This is a genomic window from Sulfitobacter sp. 1A12157 (genome assembly GCF_043557345.1).
In the GTDB taxonomy this organism is placed as follows: Bacteria; Pseudomonadota; Alphaproteobacteria; order Rhodobacterales; family Rhodobacteraceae; genus Sulfitobacter.
The window spans coordinates 197762-214097 of sequence record NZ_JBIFFV010000001.1 but is presented as its reverse complement, the minus strand read 5'-3'; the positions used below and the strand labels follow the sequence as shown (position 1 = coordinate 214097).

Genomic DNA, 16336 nt, shown 5'->3' with positions numbered 1-16336 from the left:
CGATGGGCAAGGTTATCTGCGCGGGCCTTGGCCCCGGCGACCCGGACTTGATGAGCGTGAAATCCGACCGTGCCATTCGCGGCGCGCGGCATCTGGCCTATTTCCGCAAGAAAGGTCGCGCGGGCCAAGCGCGCCGGATCGTCGAGGGGATGCTGCGCGACGACGTGGTGGAATATGCGATGGAATATCCCGTCACCACTGAGTTGCGCTTTGATTCGCCCGAGTATCGCGCCCAGATGGTCGCCTTTTACGAGGAATGGGCCGACCGGCTAGAAGCACTGGCGCGCGATCACGAGGTGGTTGTGCTCTGCGAGGGCGATCCCTTCTTCTACGGCTCCTTCATGCATCTGCACACCCGGCTTCAGGGCCGCGCCGAGGTTGAGGTGCTGCCTGCGATCCCCGGCATGGTGGGCTGTTGGAACGCACTGGATACGCCCTTCACTTGGGGCGATGATGTGGTAACGGTCTTGATGGGCACACTGCCAGAGGCCGAGTTGACCGACCACATGAGGCGCGCCGATGCGCTGGTGGTGATGAAGACGGGCCGCAACCTGCCCACCGTGCGCCGCGCGCTGGCGGCGGCGGGCAAGTTGGAGGACGCTTGGCTCGTCGAACGCGGCACCATGCCCGACCAGCGGGTGGCGCGGCTTTCTGACGTGGCGGATGACGACTGCCCCTATTTCGCGATTGTCTTGGTCCATGGCCAAGGCCGCAGGCCGGAGGCGGAGGGATGAGCGGTATTCTCCATATCGCGGGGCTTGGCCCCGGTGACGATGCGTTGGTCACGCCCGAGGTGTCTGAGGCGTTGGCGCAGGCCACCGACGTGATCGGCTATATCCCTTACGTCGCCCGCGTCGCCCCGCGCGACGGGCTGACCCTGCACCCCAGCGACAACCGGGTGGAGTTGGACCGCGCGACCCATGCGCTGCAACTGGCGCAGGCGGGCGCGCGGGTGGTGGTGGTCTCTTCGGGTGATCCGGGCGTCTTTGCCATGGCCTCGGCCGTGTTCGAAGCGGTGGAGCGGGATGGGGCGTTTGAAAGCGTCGACATCCGCGTGCTGCCCGGTATCACGGCGATGCTGGCGGCGGCGGCGCGGCTCGGGGCGCCCTTGGGCCATGATTTCTGCGCGATCAACCTCAGCGACAACCTCAAGCCCTGGGCGATGGTGGAGCACCGTTTGCGGATGGCCGCGCGGGCGGATTTCGCCATGGCCTTTTACAACCCGCGCAGCAAATCCCGCCCACATCAATTCGCCGAGGCGTTGGACATCCTGCGCGCCGAATGCGGGCCGGACCGGCTGATCACCTTCGCCCGCGCCGTGACCACGCCGGAAGAGGCGTTCAACACCGTCACCTTGGGCGAGGCGACGCCCGAAATGGCAGATATGCGTACCGTGGTGATCGTCGGCAATTCCGCGACGCGGCGGGTCGGGCGCTATGTCTATACGCCGCGCAGCGCGGTATGATGTAACCAATGCATCACCTCGGTCACATCATTGGCGGCCACTTCGCCCGGCAGTTTCGGCCGCTCGGCCAAGATCACCGGCAGGCCAAGGCTGCGGGCGGCATCCAGCTTGGCCCGTGCGCCCGCGCCGCCGGCGTTTTTGGCGACGACATGGGTGATCGCATGGGTCTGCATCAGCGCGGTATCCCCCGCCACGTCGAAAGGCCCGCGCGCCAGCACGACCGTCGCCCTTGGCAGCGGCAGCGGACCCTGCGGAGGGTCGACGAGGCGCAAGAGGTAGCGGTGCTGCGGCTTTGTGGAGAAGAGCGCCAGTTGCTGCTTGCCGATGGCCAGAAACACCCGCGCCGGGCTGTCTGGCAGGGCGGCGGGCAGCGCGGTGAGGTCGGGCACGAAGGTCCAGTCATCGCCTTCCTGCGGCTCCCACGCGGGGCGCTCGAACCGCACAAGCGGCAGGTCTTGCCGGGCGCAGGCGACGAAAGCATTATTGCTCATCCCCGCGGCGAAAGGATGGGTGGCGTCGACGACATGGGTGATCGCTTCGGCTTCGAGATAGGCCACCAGCCCCGCCACGCCCCCGAAGCCGCCGACGCGGGTGGGCAGGGGCTGGGCCACGGGGCTGTCGGTGCGCCCGGCATAGGAAAACACCGCGTCGATCCCGGCTTTGGCCAAGGCGCGGGCCAAGGCGCTGGCTTCGGTGGTGCCACCCAAAAGAAGGACGCGCATGATGGGTGATCCTTGGCTCAGCATCATCGGAATGCCCGACGATAGCGCGGATGCCTTGCCCCCGGCAAGCCGCGCGGCGCTGGCAGAGGCCGAGGTGATTTTTGGAGGGCCGCGGCATCTGGAGCGGGCAGGCGCAGGTTCGCGCGGTCGGGCTTGGCCGGTGCCTTTCTCGGTCACGCCGGTGCTGGCCGAGCGCAGCAAGCGCGTGGCGATGCTGGTGTCGGGCGATCCTTTCTGGTTCGGCGCGGGGGGCAGCATCATCGGCGCATTGCGGCCCGACGAATGGCACAGCCTGCCCGCGCCTTCGACCTTTTCGTTGGTCGCCAATGCGCTTGGCTGGCGGCTGGAGGCAGTCACCTGCCACGGGCTACACGCCGCACCGCTGGCGCAGCTGCGCGGGGCGCTGCGCCCTAAGGGGCGGATGATCTGCCTGCTGCGCGATGGGGAGGCCCCTGCGGCACTGGCAGAGTTCCTCTGCGCGCAGGGCGCAGGTGCGGCGCAAATGCATGTGGCCGAACGGCTTGGCGGCCCCGATGCCCGGGTCCGCGCGGTGCGCGCGGATGGCTTCGATCTGACAGATGTGCAGGCGCCGGTGGCGGTTGGGGTGGAATTGCCCAAGGGCATCGGCCTGCCGCGCACCCCCGGCCTGCCGGATGACCATTTTGCCAGCGACGGCCAAATCACCAAGGCGCCGGTGCGGGCGCTGACGCTATCGGCCCTCGCCCCCCGGCCCGGCGATTTGCTGTGGGACATCGGCGCGGGGAGCGGCTCGGTCTCGGTCGAGTTCTGCCTCGCCGGTGGGCACGCCATCGCCTTTGAGCAGCACGCCGCGCGGGTCGAGAATATCGCCCGCAACATCGCGGACTTTGGCCTGAACGCGCGTATGCAGGTCGCCCATGGCCGGGCGCCAGAAGTCTGGGCGGGGCAGCCTCTGCCGGATGTGGTCTTTGTTGGCGGCGGTGGCAACGCGGCGCTTTACGACGCCCTCTTGCCTGCGCTACCAGCGGGGACGCGGCTGGTCGCCAACGGTGTGACGCTGGAAACCGAAGCGCTTTTGGCGCAGTTGCAGGCGGCGCATGGCGGCACCCTGCTGCGGATCGAACTGGCACAGGCGGCGCCCTTGGGCCGGATGCGCGGCTGGCAGCCGCTGCGGCCCGTGGTACAATGGAGCGTGACAATATGAGGATGGCCGGGATCGGATTTCGGGGCGCGGCGAGCGTCGCGTCGCTGCGCGATGCGCTGGCGCGGGCCAATCCCGATGGCACCAAGATCGACGCGCTGGTGACCGAAGCCGCCAAGGCCCGCGCCACCGTGTTTCGCGACTTTGCGCAGGAGTTGGGCGTGCCGGGGCTGGGCATCACCACCGAAGACTTGGCCCGCATGATAACCCCCACGCAATCGGCCCGGATCGAAGACCGTTTCGGCACCGGCTCCCTGTCCGAGGCTGCGGCATTGGCCGCCGCCGGGCCGGGGGCGGTATTGGTTGCCGAACGCGTCGTTTCGGGCGATGCCATGGCCACCGCGGCAATTGCCGAGAGGAAAGGATAGATACCGTGACTGTACATTTCATCGGGGCCGGGCCGGGGGCGGCGGATCTCATCACCCTGCGCGGGCGCGACCTGATCGCGGCCTGCCCGGTCTGTCTCTATGCCGGATCGCTGGTGCCCGAGGCCTTGCTGAGCCACTGCCCCGAGGGGGCGCGGATCGTCAACACCGCGCGGCTGTCGCTGGATGACATCATGGAGGAAATCGCCGCCGCCGATGCCGCGGGCCATGACGTGGCGCGGCTGCATTCGGGCGACCTGTCGGTCTGGTCGGCGATGGGCGAACAGCTGCGCCGCCTGCGCGAGATGGGCATCGCCTATGACGTGACGCCGGGGGTGCCGTCCTTTGCCGCCGCCGCCGCGGAACTGGGGGCCGAGCTGACCCTGCCGGGCGTGGCGCAATCGGTGATCCTGACCCGGACCTCGGGCCGCGCCACGGCGATGCCCGAAGGCGAGACGCTGGCCAATTTCGCCCGCACGGGGGCGACGCTGGCCATCCATCTGTCGGTGCATGTGCTCGATAAGGTCGTCGAAGAACTGACCCCGCATTACGGCGCCGATTGCCCCGTCGCCGTGGTCTGGCGTGCGAGCTGGCCCGATCAGCGCATCGTCAAGGCGACGCTCGCGACCCTGCGCACCGAAGTGGGCGAGGAAATGGCCCGCACCGCACTGATCCTCGTGGGCCATGCCATCGGGGCCGAGGATTTCGGCGAGAGCCGCCTTTACGCCGCCGATTACGACCGCCGCTTCCGCCCCGTCGGGGCCGCGCCGCGCTTTCCGGAGACTTCCTCATGATTCCCCCCGGCCTGCTGATCTCCGCCCCGGCCTCTGGCACCGGCAAGACAACCCTGATGCTCGGCCTGCTGGCCGCGCTGCGCGCCGAAGGTGTCGCGGTGCAGCCGTTCAAAAGCGGCCCCGATTACATCGACCCGGCCTTTCACACGGCGGCCTCGGGGCGGGCGTCTTTCAACCTCGACAGTTGGTCGATGGACCGCGCGCGGATCGAAGGGCTGGTCGGCAATGCCGATGGGGCTGAATTGATCCTCGGCGAAGGGTCGATGGGGCTGTTTGACGGGGTGGCCAAACCTGGGGCCTGTGGCAATGGCGCCAGCGCTGATATCGCGGCGCTGCTGGGCTGGCCGGTGGTGCTGGTGCTCGACGTGTCGGGAGCGGCGCAATCGGTGGCGGCCACGGCGCTCGGCTTTCGCGAGATGCGGCCCGATGTGGAATTGGCGGGCGTGGTGTTGAACCGCGTCGCCTCCCCCCGGCATGAGGCGCTGGTGCGCGCGGGGATGGAGGCTGTCGGGATCAAGGTTTTCGGCGCACTGCCGCGCCGGGTCGAGATCGAAATGCCCGAGCGTCACCTCGGGCTGGTGCAGGCCGGGGAGCAGGAAAACCTGCCCGATCTGTTGGGGCAGGCGGCGGCCTTCGTCGCGGCCCATGTCGATGTTCCCGCCCTGCGGGACGCCGCGCGGGGCACGTTGCAGAACCCGCCCGCTCCGGCGCAGATCACCCCGCCCGGACAGCGCATCGCGCTGGCGCAGGACAACGCTTTCGCTTTTGTCTATCCGCATCTTTTGGCCGGATGGCGCGCGGCGGGGGCAGAGGTTCTGCCCTTCTCCCCGCTTGCCGATGAAGCGCCGGACGCCAGCGCCGATTGCTGCTGGTTGCCGGGCGGCTACCCTGAACTTCACGCCGGCAGGCTCGCCGCCGCCGCGCAGTTCCGCGACGGGCTGCGCGCCTTTGCCGAGACCCGCCCCGTGCACGGCGAATGCGGGGGCTATATGGCGATGGGCGCGGGGCTCATCGACAAGGAGGGCACCCGGCATGAGATGGCGGGACTTCTGGGGCTGGAGACCTCTTTCGCCAAACGCAAGATGCATCTGGGCTACCGTCAGGCCGATCTCAACGCGCCGATCCCCGGCCATTCGGCGCGGGCCGAACTGCGGGGCCATGAGTTCCACTATGCCACGATCCTTGCCGAGCCGGATGCCCCGCTGGCGCGGATCACAGACGCCAATGAGCTTGAGGTGCCCGAGACCGGCTCGGTCCGCGATTTCGCCGGGGGCGGGCGTGCCACGGGCACGTTCTTTCACATGATCGCGGCGCTGTGATGGCGGGCTTTGTTTCCTTCGTCTCCTCCGGCCCCGGCGACCCGGAGCTTTTGACCGTTAAAGCCGTGGCGCGGTTGCAAGCGGCGGATGTGGTGCTCTTCGATGACCTCAGCGCGGGCCCGATTTTGGAGCAGGCGCGGCTCGATGCGGACCTGATCGGGGTCGGCAAACGGGCCGGGCGCGCCTCGCCCAAGCAAGACCATGTAAGCCGCGTGCTGGTCGATCATGCGCAGGCCGGGCTAAAGGTCGTGCGGTTGAAATCCGGCGACAGCGGCATGTTCGGACGGCTGGAGGAAGAGATCATCGCCCTGCGCGCGGCGGATATCCCTTTCGAGATCGTGCCGGGCGTGACTGCTGCCTCTGCCGCCGCCGCTACCGCGGGTATCCCGCTGACCCGCCGCATGACGGCGCGGCGCGTGCAGTTCATCACCGGCGCGGATGTGACCGGCGAACTGCCGCGCGACGTGAACATGGCCGCCTTGGCCGATCCGATGGCGACCACCGTGGTCTATATGGGCAAACGCACCTTTGCAGGCCTCGCCGCGCGCTTGATCGAACACGGGCTGCCCGGCACCACGCCCGCGCTGCTGGCCGAGGCGGTTTCGACCCCGGCGGAAAAAGTGCAGCGCTTCACGATCGAAACGCTGGCGCGCCATCTGGAGAGCATCAGCAGCACCACGCCCGCGCTGATCTTTTACGGACCATTGGCCGAGTTCGAGACGTGAAGGCGTTCGTCTGCACCTCCTGCACCGCCGATGGCGGCTTTCTGGACGTGGTCCGCGCGGGTCTGTCCAAGGTGGAGGTCGAAGGCATCGACTGTATGTCAGGCTGCACGCGGGCGCAGACGGTGGCGTTTCGCGCGCCAGGCAAGGTGGCCTATCTGTTTGGAGAGATCACCGAGGCGGATATGGATGACCTGCGCCGTTTCGTGGTGCTCTACCGCGCGTCGCCGGATGGCACATTCCCCGATGCACGGGTGCTCGGCGGGCTGCGGCTGAAAGCGATTGCGAGGATACCGGGATGAGCGCGCTTGAACTTACTTTGATCGGCATCGGCACCGGCAACCCTGAGCATCTGACGCTGCAAGCGATCCGGGCGATGAATGCGCAAGACCTGATCCTGATCCCGCAAAAGGGCGCGGGCAAGGATGATCTGGCGGGGCTGCGGCGGAGCATCTGCGACGAGGTGTTGAGCAATGAGGCGGTGCAGATCGTCGGCTTCGATCTGCCCGTGCGTGACCCGGCGATCGAAGATTACCGGGCGCGCGTCGACCACTGGCATGATGCGATTGCCGAGGCGTGGCGCGGGGCGATGGCCCAGCACCCGACCGCCCGGCGGGTGGCGCTGCTGGTCTGGGGCGACCCGTCGCTTTATGATAGCACCCTGCGCATCGCCGCGCGGCTGGAACCTGCGCCGCGCATCGCCGTGATCCCCGGCATCACCTCATTACAAGGTCTGACGGCGGCTCATGCGATCCCGCTGAATGAAATCGGCGCGCCCTTCATGGTGACCACCGGGCGGCAATTGCGCGATCACGGTTGGCCCGAAGGGGTCGATACGCTGGTGATCATGCTCGATGGTGATTGCGCCTTTCAGACCTTGCCGCCTGCGGGGGTGACGATCTGGTGGGGCGCCTATGTCGGCATGGCCGAAGAGATCATCCGCCATGGCCCGCTGGCCGAGGTCGCCGAAGACATCATCGCCACCCGTGCCGCCGCCCGCGCGGCGCATGGCTGGATCATGGATATCTACCTGCTGCGGCGCGGCTGATCCTTAACCGTCGGGATCGACCTTACCGCGCATCGCCTTGACTTCGCCGCGCACCTTCTTGGCCTTGAGGCGGCGCTTTTTCGACCCCAGCGTCGGGCGGGTGGCGATGCGGCGTTTCGGCGGGGTGAGGGCGCGGCGGACCAACTCGGCCAGACGCTCGCGCACCAACTCGCGGTTGCGGGCCTGACTGCGGGTCTCGTCACATTGCAGCACCAATGCGCCTTCGGTCGTCCAGCGCCGGCCGGCCAGACGGCGCAGGCGGTTTTTCACCGGTTGCGGCAGGGAGGGCGAGGTGGCAGCTTCGAACCGCAATTCCACCGCCGAGGAGACCTTGTTCACATTCTGCCCGCCGGGGCCGGAGGCGCGCATGAAGCTTTCCGTCAGCTCCCAATCCTGAATGGCGATGTCATCGTTGATGTGCAGCATGGGCTCTCCTTGCCCCGCAACATGCCAGCCCGCGCGGTGAGGGTGAAGGGGGAATGCGAAATGGGCCGCCCCTTGCGGAGCGGCCCAATCGAATGGTTTCAGGAGGGGGGTCGGTTAGACCGACGTCCACCAGGTGGTTGCATTGCCAGGGGCTGCCCTAGCAGGAAACCCCGCTGGCTGTTCCGACACCTCGCTCCAATACCTTTCTTGACACTGGATCACCTCCTTTACATTTGTTGAACTCACCCTGAGCGTTGCACAGGTTTTGAAATTCGCAAAGCGTTTTTTTAGGAGGGGTGCGGCGGCAGGGGGTGGCCCCCTGCGCCGGTATCATGCGCGGGCGGTCAGCCGTGCGGTCAGCAGCCGGAAGGGGATCAGCGCGATCAGCGCGATGGCCAGTTTGACCGACCAATCCGCCACGGCGAGCGAGACCCAAAGCGGCGCGAGCGGACCGGCACCCAAAAGCGGCAGCGTCTCGCCCGCCCAAGCCACATCGGTGGCGGGGTGAATGAACGACAGGCTGGCCGAAAAGGCGATGGAGAAAAACAGCGCCGTGTCGATCGCGCTGCTGATCAGCGTGCTGATCAGAGGCGCGCGCCACCATGCGCCCTCGCGGAACCGGTTGAAGATCGTCACATCCAACAGCTGCGCGACGAGGAAGGCGGTGCCCGAAGCCACGGCGATGCGGATCGTCACAAGCGGGCCGAATTCGCCCATGATCTGCGTGCCAATGAGCGAGCAGATCAGGCCCACGACGAAGCCCACCAAAACGACCCGGCGCGCGGCAGAGGCGCCGTAGAGACGGTTCATCACATCGGTGACGAGGAAGGCCAGCGGATAGGTGAAAGCCCCCCAGGTCAGCCATTGGCCAAAGAGGAACTGAACAAGGATATTCGAGGCCACGACGATGGCGGCCATGGCAAGAATGCCGGGAAGATAGGTGCGTGTCATATGTGAACCGTTTTGTGCAAGGGTGCGGCGACTTGGCCTGCGGGGATCGCAGACCGGACGGCTTTAGCCCTCGGAACCCGGTTTGGCAAGGATCAGCTCGACCACCTCATTGCGCTGCATGACAAAGAAATTGTCGTCCGACAGCAGAGTCAGCCGGGTTTGCCCCGCCGCATCCTGCCACGTGCTGAGCGCTTCGAGGTTGTCATATTGACCGGGGCCGGAGGTCAGCAGTGTCTCTTCGTCAAGACCGGGCGCGGTGAGGTCGAAGCGGCGGATGCGGCTGCGAAAGCCCAGTGGGGTGATCGTCCGCTCCAGCAGGTAAAGCGTGCCGTCCTCGGCAAAATCGGCATCCACCGGCAGGAACGGCCCCCGGCGCGGGATCTCTGCGGTGATCGTCCAACTGTTGCCGTCAAAGGCATAGAGCGGGAAATCACCCGAGCCCGGGCCGCCGCCTTCGGGAGTTGCAAAGAGCCGCCCATCGGGGTGGGCGGCCAAAGTCTCCATCCCCGCGTTCGGCTCGAACTTGGCAAAGTCGTCATGTCTGGGCAGCGGGGTGGTGACGCCGCTCTCGGGCGACAGCCGCGCGACATGGTGGTCGTGCTCGAACGAGACGTAGAGTTGCCCGCTGCCGTCACGCGCCAATGCTTCGGCATCGCGCATCTTATCGCGCAGGGGCTTGCCGTCGGCCCCTTTCAGCGGAGCATCCTCCACAATCTCAAGCGCGACCAAACGGCCCGCCTCGCGCAGCATGCGCGCTTGCACAACGCGGCCCCGGTCCGACACCGCCGTGAGGCGGGTGCCATCGGCATTCACCTCGACGCCCGAAAAGCCGCCGAACCACGGCGCCGGATGGCGCCATGTCAGCACGCTGTCCACCTGCACCACCGGCCCTGTCTGCGCGGCGGGGGCCACGCAGGCGATGAGCAGGAAGAACGGGAGGCAGGCGCGGATCAGTTTGCGTTCAAAACGGCGTTGCATTGGGCAGGCAGGTCCGCAAGCAGAATGTCGCGCTTGGGCTTCGGTTTCACTTTGGGCGCATTCGGATCGGGCTTTGGCGGGTTCAGGATATTGGCCTGCCACTGGCGCGCATCGGCGCAGCCGTCACCGGGCGGGGGCGGGGCTTGATCCACACAGCCGCGCGCGCCCTTGGGGCAGGCAATACGGATGTGGAAATGGTAGTGGTGCCCGTACCAAGGCCGGATTTTGCGCAGATAGCTGCGGTCGCCTTTCTCATCGGCGCACATCTGCACCTTGGCGCCGGGGAAGACGAAGATACGCGCGGTGCGGGGGTCTTGGGCCGCGGCCTTGATCACCTCGTGATGCGCAGGGGTCCAAGAGGAATTGACATAGGCTCCGCTGGCCCGGCGCATGGAGATCGACGAGATGTTCTCGCGCTGCGCCCGGCTAAGGTTCAGGGATTTGGGCGGCAGCATCCAGATGTCGGCATCCAGCCCGATCTGGTGGCTGGCGTGACCGGTCAGCATCGGCCCGCCGCGCGGCTGGCTCATATCGCCGACATAGATGCCTTCCCAACCCGGCTGCTGCGCCGCCTTGCGGCTGAGTTTCTTGACCATGTCGACCATCTCGGGATGGGCCCAGTTGCGGTTGCGCGACAGGCGCATGGCCTGCCATGTCGGCCCCGTCTCGGGCAATTGCTCGGCCCCGGCAAGGCAGCCTTTGGAGTAGCTGCCGAAAGCTGCGGGAGACTGCGTTGAGGCAAAGCTCTTGGCCCCGAAAAGCCGCTTGGCGGCGACCGTGCTCAATGCGCCGCCCGAAGAGCCGATGGTCGGCAGGGCGACCTTCTCACCGCTGATGTCGGTCTCGGTCCGGCCGCCCCCGCAAGAGGCAAGCGCAAAGGCCAGCGCCACGGAGGTCAGGGTGCGAAGCAGCGTCATGTGGCGAAATCTCCCTTGGGTTTGACCCAGGCTAACAGGATCAAACCGACGATGAAAAGCCCCACGACGGGGGTGATCCCCAGCCGTTGGCTGCCGGTGAGGTCGCTGGTCAGGGCAATCAGCGCCGGCGCGAGGAACGAGGTGGCCTTGCCCGACAGCGCGTAAAGGCCAAAAGCCTCGGTCATACGCTCAGGGTTTCCTTGCCGTGTCAGCATGTTACGCGATGACGCCTGAAGCGCCCCGCCCGCCGCCCCGATGGAGGCACCGGCGACGTAGAAGAGGATATCGGGCAGGGCAGACCCCTCAGGCAAAGAAACGCCCATGACCGAATTCGGCCCCAGAGAGATGATTAGGCAGGCGGTGGCGATGAGGATGACGCAGCAGGCCACGATCACCGGCATCGGCCCGATCCGCCGGTCGATCCGCCCGCCCAACACGCAGAACACCGCGCCTGAGATGGCGGCGAGGATGCCAAAGATGCCAATCTCTTGGATCGACCAGTCCAGCACGCCAAGCGCATAGACCCCGCCAAAGGTATACATCCCGTTCAGCGCGTCGCGGTAGAACATCGACGAGCCGAGATAGGCCAGGAGCGACGGATGCTTCGGCAAGCCCCGCAGGGTGCGCGCCAGATCCGCAAGGCCCGCGCCCACGCGATACCGCACGGCACCGGGTCTTGGCCTGTCGCGCACATAAAGAAAGAAGGGGATCATAAAGACCGCGTACCAGATCGCCGCAAGCGGCCCGACGATCCGGGTGTCGGCCTTTGTCGCCGGGTCCAGCCCGAAAAGCGGCGTCAGCCCCGCCATGGTCCGCCCATTCGCGCCACTTTGAAACAGGGCGATCATTGCGATCAACGCCAGCACCCCGCCCGCATAGCCAAAGGCCCAGCCATCGCCGGAAATGCGCCCGCGTTCACCCGGGTCGGGGTGCAGTTCGGGCAGATAGGCATTGGTAAAGATCGTCGCGAACTCCATCCCGATCAGGCCGATGCCGAAGAAGAACAGCGCCCAAAGCAGAGAGAAATTTGCCGGAGCCGTCCACCACAGCGCGCCCGCGCCGACCACATACATAGCCGAGAAGAGCCAGATCCAAGGCATCCGCCGCCCCGAGGAATCCGCCACCGCGCCCAAGATCGGGGCCAGCACCGCAATCGCGACGCCCGCCAGCGCCAGACCATAGCCCCAGTATGCCTGCGCTTGGGCTTTGGCGGCGCCAAGCTCCATCCCGCCTTCGACCAGCGCATTGGTCGCGGTCTGGGCAAAATAGGGGCCGAAGATAAAGGTCAGAAGCAGGGTATTGTAGGGCTGGCTGGCCCAGTCAAAGAAATACCATCCCCAGATGCGCTTGCGCCCGCCTGTCTGTGCCATGTTGCGCCCCCTCGCGGCCTGCTTTTTCCAAGTTAGAGCAGGGCGGGGCGCAAGGCGCAAGCGTCAGTAAGGGCGGGGGTGAGGCAGGGGAGGGCGGTCGGCTCAGGCCGAAAGCGGCCCTGCCGCTCCGGGGGCCGCTGCCGCGTCCTGCATCGGCGGCCAGGGGCGGTGCGCATCGGCGCGGATCCATTCGGCCACCCAGCCCGGCACCTGAGGCGAAGCTTGCCGCCGCCCCATCGCTTGCAAGACCTTTTCCGGCGGGATCAGCCCATTGCGATCTGTCACGGCGGAACGGTAGAGCACATGGCTCGCGCAGTCGCCGTTCTTCTTCCACATGGATTGCTCTAGATAGATGAATTTGTCGTCCCAACACAGGGTCCGGCTGCGCATCTCGAACTTCTCGAACATGCGGATGCGGCGACGGAACCGCGTGCTGGAGCCTGCGATGGTGATCGCCCATTTGTTTTGCCGCAGCAGCGTGATCAGCCCGGCCCGCTGCGCCATGGCGGTGCGACCCAGATCATAAAGCGACAGCGCCCGCCCGTTGTTCAACTCCATCCAGATATCGAGGTCATGCGGCCAGCAGATGTGGTGGCTGACATGGGTGTCGGTCAGATTGTCCAGCGGCGCCTGCCGCGCGGCGACGATGACGTCTTTGGCCATGCGGATGATCGGGAACATGAGGCTTTCCTTTGTCGTGACGCCGCGGATCTGCGGCGGAAGCGCTGCGCGGTCAAGCATATACGTCGCGGCACTCTTGCCCTTTGAGGGCGGGGCGCTTAACTGTCTTGCGTCAAACGAAGGGGATATTCCATGACGTCGCTGTTCCAGATCCTGATGCTGCTTTTGAACATCGTTTGGTTCATCGTCATCGCCCATGTCATCATGTCTTGGTTGATCAACTTTCAGGTGCTGAACCTACGCCAACCGCTGGTGGCGCAGATCTGGGACGGGCTGAACCGCATTCTCGAGCCGGTCTATAGCCGCGTGCGCAATGTGATCCCTCCGATGGGCGGTCTGGACCTCGCCCCCCTGATCGTGTTGATCGCCGTCGCCATGGCGCGGATCGTGCTGACCAATAACGCAGCGGCCTTCTACTGACCTGTCCCCCCCGGCCCGCCCGCGCGCCGATGTCGCGCCTATCTGGCCTTGTTCACGCTTTGTTAGTGTGGGAGTCTGCATAAAAAGAGCAGACAATCTTACAGGTTCTCCATGACAGGCGCTGCCACGCTTCTTCGTGATGTTTTCGGTTTCGACGGGTTCCGCCCCGGCCAACAAGAGATTGTTGAAGCCGTGACCGAGGGCGAGAACGTGCTGGCCATCATGCCCACGGGCGGCGGCAAATCCCTGTGTTTCCAATTGCCTGCCTTGATGCGCGACGGGGTGACGGTGGTCATCTCGCCGCTGATTGCCCTGATGCGCGATCAGGTCCGCAGCCTGCAGGAAGCAGGCGTCGCGGCAGGGGCGCTGACCTCCGGCAACACGCCCGAAGAGACCGATGCGGTCTGGGAGGCGCTGGAGGCAGGCACGCTCAAACTGCTCTACATGGCGCCGGAACGGCTCGCGGCAGGCTCTGCCATGGGGATGCTTCGGCGCGTTGGCGTCACCCTCATTGCCGTGGACGAGGCGCATTGCGTCAGCCAATGGGGCCATGACTTCCGCCCGGACTACCTGCGCATTGGTGAGCTGCGCCGCACGCTCGACGTACCGCTCGCGGCCTTCACCGCCACCGCGGATGCAGAAACGCAGGCCGAGATTGTCGAAAAGCTCTTCGATGGCACCCCGCCGCGCGCCTTCCTGCGCGGTTTCGACCGGCCCAATATCCACCTCGCCTTTGCCGCCAAGAACAAACCGCGCGACCAGATCCTCGCTTTCGCCGGAGCGCGGCGCGGGCAGTCCGGCATCGTTTATTGCGGCACGCGGGCCAAGACCGAGGGGCTGGCCAAGGCCCTGCGCGATCAGGGGCAGGAGGCGCTGCATTACCACGGTGGGATGGAGGCCGAGGACCGCCGCATCGCCGAGCGTCGTTTCCAGCAGGAGGACGGGCTGATCGTCTGCGCCACCGTGGCCTTTGGCATGGGGGTCGATAAGCCTGACATCCGCTGGGTCGCCCATGCCGATCTGCCCAAGTCGATCGAGGCCTATTATCAAGAGATCGGCCGCGCCGGGCGCGACGGTGCCCCGGCCGAGACGCTGACGCTCTTCGGCCCCGACGATATCCGCCTGCGCCGCGCCCAGATCGACGAAGGTCTCGCCCCGCCCGAACGCCGCGCCGCGGACCACGGGCGGCTGAACGCACTTCTGGGGCTGGCCGAGGCGCTGGAATGCCGCCGCAAGACCTTGCTGGGCTATTTCGACGAGACCGAGGTCACCTGCGGGCGTTGCGATCTCTGCGATACCCCGGCGGAGGTTTTCGACGGCACCACGGCGGTGCGCAAGGCGCTCTCGGCCATGCTGCGCACCGACGAATGGTTCGGCGCGGGCCATCTGATTGACATCCTTCTGGGCAACGAGACCGACAAGATCCGCCAGCGCGGACACCAATCGCTGCCGACCTACGGGGTCGGCGGCGAATACAGCCGCAACGAATGGCAGGCGGTGTTCCGGCAGATGATGGGCCATGACCTCGTGCGCCCGGATGCCGAGCGCCACGGCGCGCTGCGCATGACCGACGCGGCCCTGCCGATCCTGCGCGGCGAGGCCAGCATCAACCTGCGCCGTGATACGATCAAGGCGGCGGGCGCGAACCGGCGGCCTGCGGTCAAGGCCATGGTCAGCGACGAGGACGCGCCGCTCCTGTCGGCGCTCAAGGCCAAGCGCCGCGCCTTGGCCGAGGCGGCGCGCGTGCCCGCCTATATCATCTTCACCGACCGCACCTTGATCGAGATGGCCGAGGCGCGGCCCGCCAATCTCGACGCCATGGCGCGGATCGGCGGGGTCGGTGCCAAGAAGCTGGAAAATTACGGCACGGCTTTCCTTGAGGTCATCAATGGGGAGGCCCAGCCGATGCACAAGGCGCGGCGCAAGTTGGCGGGGCGTGAGGCGGGCAATGTCTATGACCAACTCTTGCAGGTGCAGGCCGATCTGGCGCGCGGCGCGCAGGGCACCGAAAAGCCGCTGAGTTGCTCTGCTGCGATGCTGGCGAAAGTGGCGCAACTGCGCAGCGCGGACCCTTCGGCCATCGAACGATTGCTCGGCGACAAACGCGCCGAACGCTTTGGCCCCGCTTTTCTGGACGTTCTGCGCGACGCGGGCTAGATCACCCCGAAACGCCCCCAAGGAGACTGCCATGCTCGTCGTTATTTCCCCCGCCAAACGCCTTGATTGGGCCGAGCGCGATGTCACCGTGACGCAGCCTGATTTTCAGGAAGACGCCGTGCGGCTGGCGACACGGGCGCGCAATCTCACCCTGGGCAACCTCAAAGACCTGATGGGGCTGAGCGACGATCTGGCCCGCCTCAACCGCGACCGCTTTCAGGCGTTCGAGGCTGAGCCCACAGCCGAAGTCACCCGCCCCGCCGCGCTGGCCTTCGCCGGCGACACCTATCAGGGGCTGGAGGCCACGAGCCTTGATGCCGATGAGATGACCTATGCCCAAGATCACCTGCGCATCCTGTCGGGTCTTTACGGCGTGCTGCGCCCGCTGGACGCGATCCAAGCCTACCGGCTGGAGATGGGCAGCAAGTTGAAAACCCGCCGCGGCGGCACCCTCTATGACTATTGGCGCGACAGCCTGTCAAAGGCGTTGAACGCACAGGCCGAGGCGACCGGCAGCGATGTTCTGGTGAATTGCGCCAGTCAGGAATACTTTGGCGCGGTGGACCTCAAGGCGCTGAAACTGCGGGTGATCACCCCGCAGTTCATGGAAGATAAGGGCGACGGCAAAGGGCCGAAGATCGTCAGCTTCTTTGCCAAGAAAGCCCGCGGTGCCATGGCCCGCCACATCGTGCAGCACCGGGTGAACGACCCGGAAGGCTTGCAGGATTTCGACAGCGGCGGCTATGCCTATCAGCCCGATGCCTCGACGCCCGAGCGTCCGGTCTTTGTCCGGCCCTACCCGTCGACCTGATCCGCGGGCG

At 66.4% G+C, this 16336-nt stretch carries 19 protein-coding genes; 12 read left to right on the top strand and 7 right to left on the bottom strand.

Annotation, left to right across the window (positions count from 1 at the left end; translation table 11 throughout):
• The first annotated feature begins 2 nt into the window (after positions 1 to 2).
• Together cobI and cobJ are read left to right on the top strand one after the other, a co-directional pair.
• Complete coding sequence (gene cobI / locus ACGYLC_RS01155; RefSeq protein ID WP_394421164.1) at positions 3 to 734, top strand: precorrin-2 C(20)-methyltransferase; 732 nt, start codon at positions 3 to 5, stop codon at positions 732 to 734.
• Positions 731 to 1465, top strand: coding sequence for a precorrin-3B C(17)-methyltransferase (gene cobJ / locus ACGYLC_RS01150; RefSeq protein WP_394421163.1), 735 nt, complete (start codon positions 731 to 733; stop codon positions 1463 to 1465). The genes cobI and cobJ overlap by 4 nt, the downstream gene beginning before the upstream one ends.
• On the opposite strand, the gene ACGYLC_RS01145 is transcribed toward cobJ, so the two are convergent.
• The gene (locus ACGYLC_RS01145) at positions 1441 to 2190 is read right to left on the bottom strand and encodes a cobalt-precorrin-6A reductase (protein WP_394421805.1); all 750 of its coding nucleotides are present in this window, start codon (positions 2188 to 2190) and stop codon (positions 1441 to 1443) included. The genes cobJ and ACGYLC_RS01145 overlap by 25 nt on opposite strands.
• Between ACGYLC_RS01145 and cbiT the strand changes: the two genes are divergently transcribed.
• Genes cbiT through cobF form a run of 7 tightly spaced genes read left to right on the top strand, consistent with a single transcriptional unit; the run spans position 2189 to position 7615 of the window.
• Positions 2189 to 3370, top strand: a complete 1182-nt coding sequence (gene cbiT, locus ACGYLC_RS01140) for a precorrin-6Y C5,15-methyltransferase (decarboxylating) subunit CbiT (RefSeq protein WP_394421803.1) — start codon at positions 2189 to 2191, stop codon at positions 3368 to 3370. The two genes, ACGYLC_RS01145 and cbiT, sit on opposite strands and share 2 nt — an antisense overlap.
• On the top strand, positions 3367 to 3735 hold the full coding sequence (locus ACGYLC_RS01135; protein ID WP_394421161.1) for a cobalamin biosynthesis protein: 369 nt from the start codon (positions 3367 to 3369) through the stop codon (positions 3733 to 3735). Before cbiT ends, ACGYLC_RS01135 begins: the two co-directional genes overlap by 4 nt.
• A gap of 5 nt (positions 3736 to 3740) precedes the next feature.
• Positions 3741 to 4526: a precorrin-4 C(11)-methyltransferase gene (cobM, locus tag ACGYLC_RS01130; RefSeq protein ID WP_394421160.1), complete on the top strand. Its 786-nt coding sequence runs from the start codon at positions 3741 to 3743 to the stop codon at positions 4524 to 4526.
• On the top strand, positions 4523 to 5845 hold the full coding sequence (locus tag ACGYLC_RS01125; RefSeq protein ID WP_394421158.1) for a cobyrinate a,c-diamide synthase: 1323 nt from the start codon (positions 4523 to 4525) through the stop codon (positions 5843 to 5845). The genes cobM and ACGYLC_RS01125 overlap by 4 nt, the downstream gene beginning before the upstream one ends.
• Positions 5845 to 6570: a uroporphyrinogen-III C-methyltransferase gene (gene cobA / locus ACGYLC_RS01120; RefSeq protein ID WP_394421156.1), complete on the top strand. Its 726-nt coding sequence runs from the start codon at positions 5845 to 5847 to the stop codon at positions 6568 to 6570. The genes ACGYLC_RS01125 and cobA overlap by 1 nt, the downstream gene beginning before the upstream one ends.
• Positions 6567 to 6869: a DUF1636 family protein gene (locus tag ACGYLC_RS01115; protein ID WP_394421155.1), complete on the top strand. Its 303-nt coding sequence runs from the start codon at positions 6567 to 6569 to the stop codon at positions 6867 to 6869. The genes cobA and ACGYLC_RS01115 overlap by 4 nt, the downstream gene beginning before the upstream one ends.
• Complete coding sequence (cobF, locus tag ACGYLC_RS01110) at positions 6866 to 7615, top strand: precorrin-6A synthase (deacetylating) (RefSeq protein ID WP_394421154.1); 750 nt, start codon at positions 6866 to 6868, stop codon at positions 7613 to 7615. Before ACGYLC_RS01115 ends, cobF begins: the two co-directional genes overlap by 4 nt.
• Before the next feature lie 3 nt (positions 7616 to 7618).
• Here cobF and arfB read toward each other — a convergent pair whose 3' ends face one another.
• The 6 genes from arfB to ACGYLC_RS01080 all read right to left on the bottom strand — a co-directional run bounded on the left by arfB (position 7619) and on the right by ACGYLC_RS01080 (position 12938).
• Positions 7619 to 8041 (bottom strand): alternative ribosome rescue aminoacyl-tRNA hydrolase ArfB, encoded by a 423-nt coding sequence (gene arfB / locus ACGYLC_RS01105; RefSeq protein ID WP_394397937.1) that lies wholly within the window; start codon positions 8039 to 8041, stop codon positions 7619 to 7621.
• 330 nt (positions 8042 to 8371) lie between these two features.
• On the bottom strand, positions 8372 to 8992 hold the full coding sequence (locus ACGYLC_RS01100; protein ID WP_394397935.1) for a queuosine precursor transporter: 621 nt from the start codon (positions 8990 to 8992) through the stop codon (positions 8372 to 8374).
• Between the two features lie 63 nt (positions 8993 to 9055).
• The gene (locus ACGYLC_RS01095) at positions 9056 to 9970 is read right to left on the bottom strand and encodes an esterase-like activity of phytase family protein (RefSeq protein ID WP_394421152.1); all 915 of its coding nucleotides are present in this window, start codon (positions 9968 to 9970) and stop codon (positions 9056 to 9058) included.
• Positions 9943 to 10887: a penicillin-insensitive murein endopeptidase gene (gene mepA, locus ACGYLC_RS01090; RefSeq protein WP_394421151.1), complete on the bottom strand. Its 945-nt coding sequence runs from the start codon at positions 10885 to 10887 to the stop codon at positions 9943 to 9945. The genes ACGYLC_RS01095 and mepA overlap by 28 nt, the downstream gene beginning before the upstream one ends.
• A complete protein-coding gene (locus ACGYLC_RS01085; protein ID WP_394421149.1) occupies positions 10884 to 12257 on the bottom strand; it encodes an MFS transporter in 1374 nt (457 codons plus the stop codon). Before ACGYLC_RS01085 ends, mepA begins: the two co-directional genes overlap by 4 nt.
• A gap of 102 nt (positions 12258 to 12359) precedes the next feature.
• A complete protein-coding gene (locus tag ACGYLC_RS01080; RefSeq protein WP_394421148.1) occupies positions 12360 to 12938 on the bottom strand; it encodes an acyl-CoA thioesterase in 579 nt (192 codons plus the stop codon).
• A gap of 132 nt (positions 12939 to 13070) precedes the next feature.
• Here ACGYLC_RS01080 and ACGYLC_RS01075 point away from each other — a divergent pair, with 132 nt between their 5' ends.
• The 3 genes from ACGYLC_RS01075 (at position 13071) to yaaA (ending at position 16326) form a co-directional block, all read left to right on the top strand.
• Positions 13071 to 13358, top strand: a complete 288-nt coding sequence (locus ACGYLC_RS01075; RefSeq protein WP_067267829.1) for a YggT family protein — start codon at positions 13071 to 13073, stop codon at positions 13356 to 13358.
• A 111-nt stretch (positions 13359 to 13469) separates the two neighbouring features.
• Entirely contained in the window at positions 13470 to 15515 is a 2046-nt protein-coding gene (gene recQ / locus ACGYLC_RS01070) for a DNA helicase RecQ (protein ID WP_394421146.1), read from the top strand.
• A gap of 31 nt (positions 15516 to 15546) precedes the next feature.
• Positions 15547 to 16326 (top strand): peroxide stress protein YaaA, encoded by a 780-nt coding sequence (gene yaaA / locus ACGYLC_RS01065; protein ID WP_394421145.1) that lies wholly within the window; start codon positions 15547 to 15549, stop codon positions 16324 to 16326.
• The last annotated feature ends 10 nt before the right edge of the window (positions 16327 to 16336 follow it).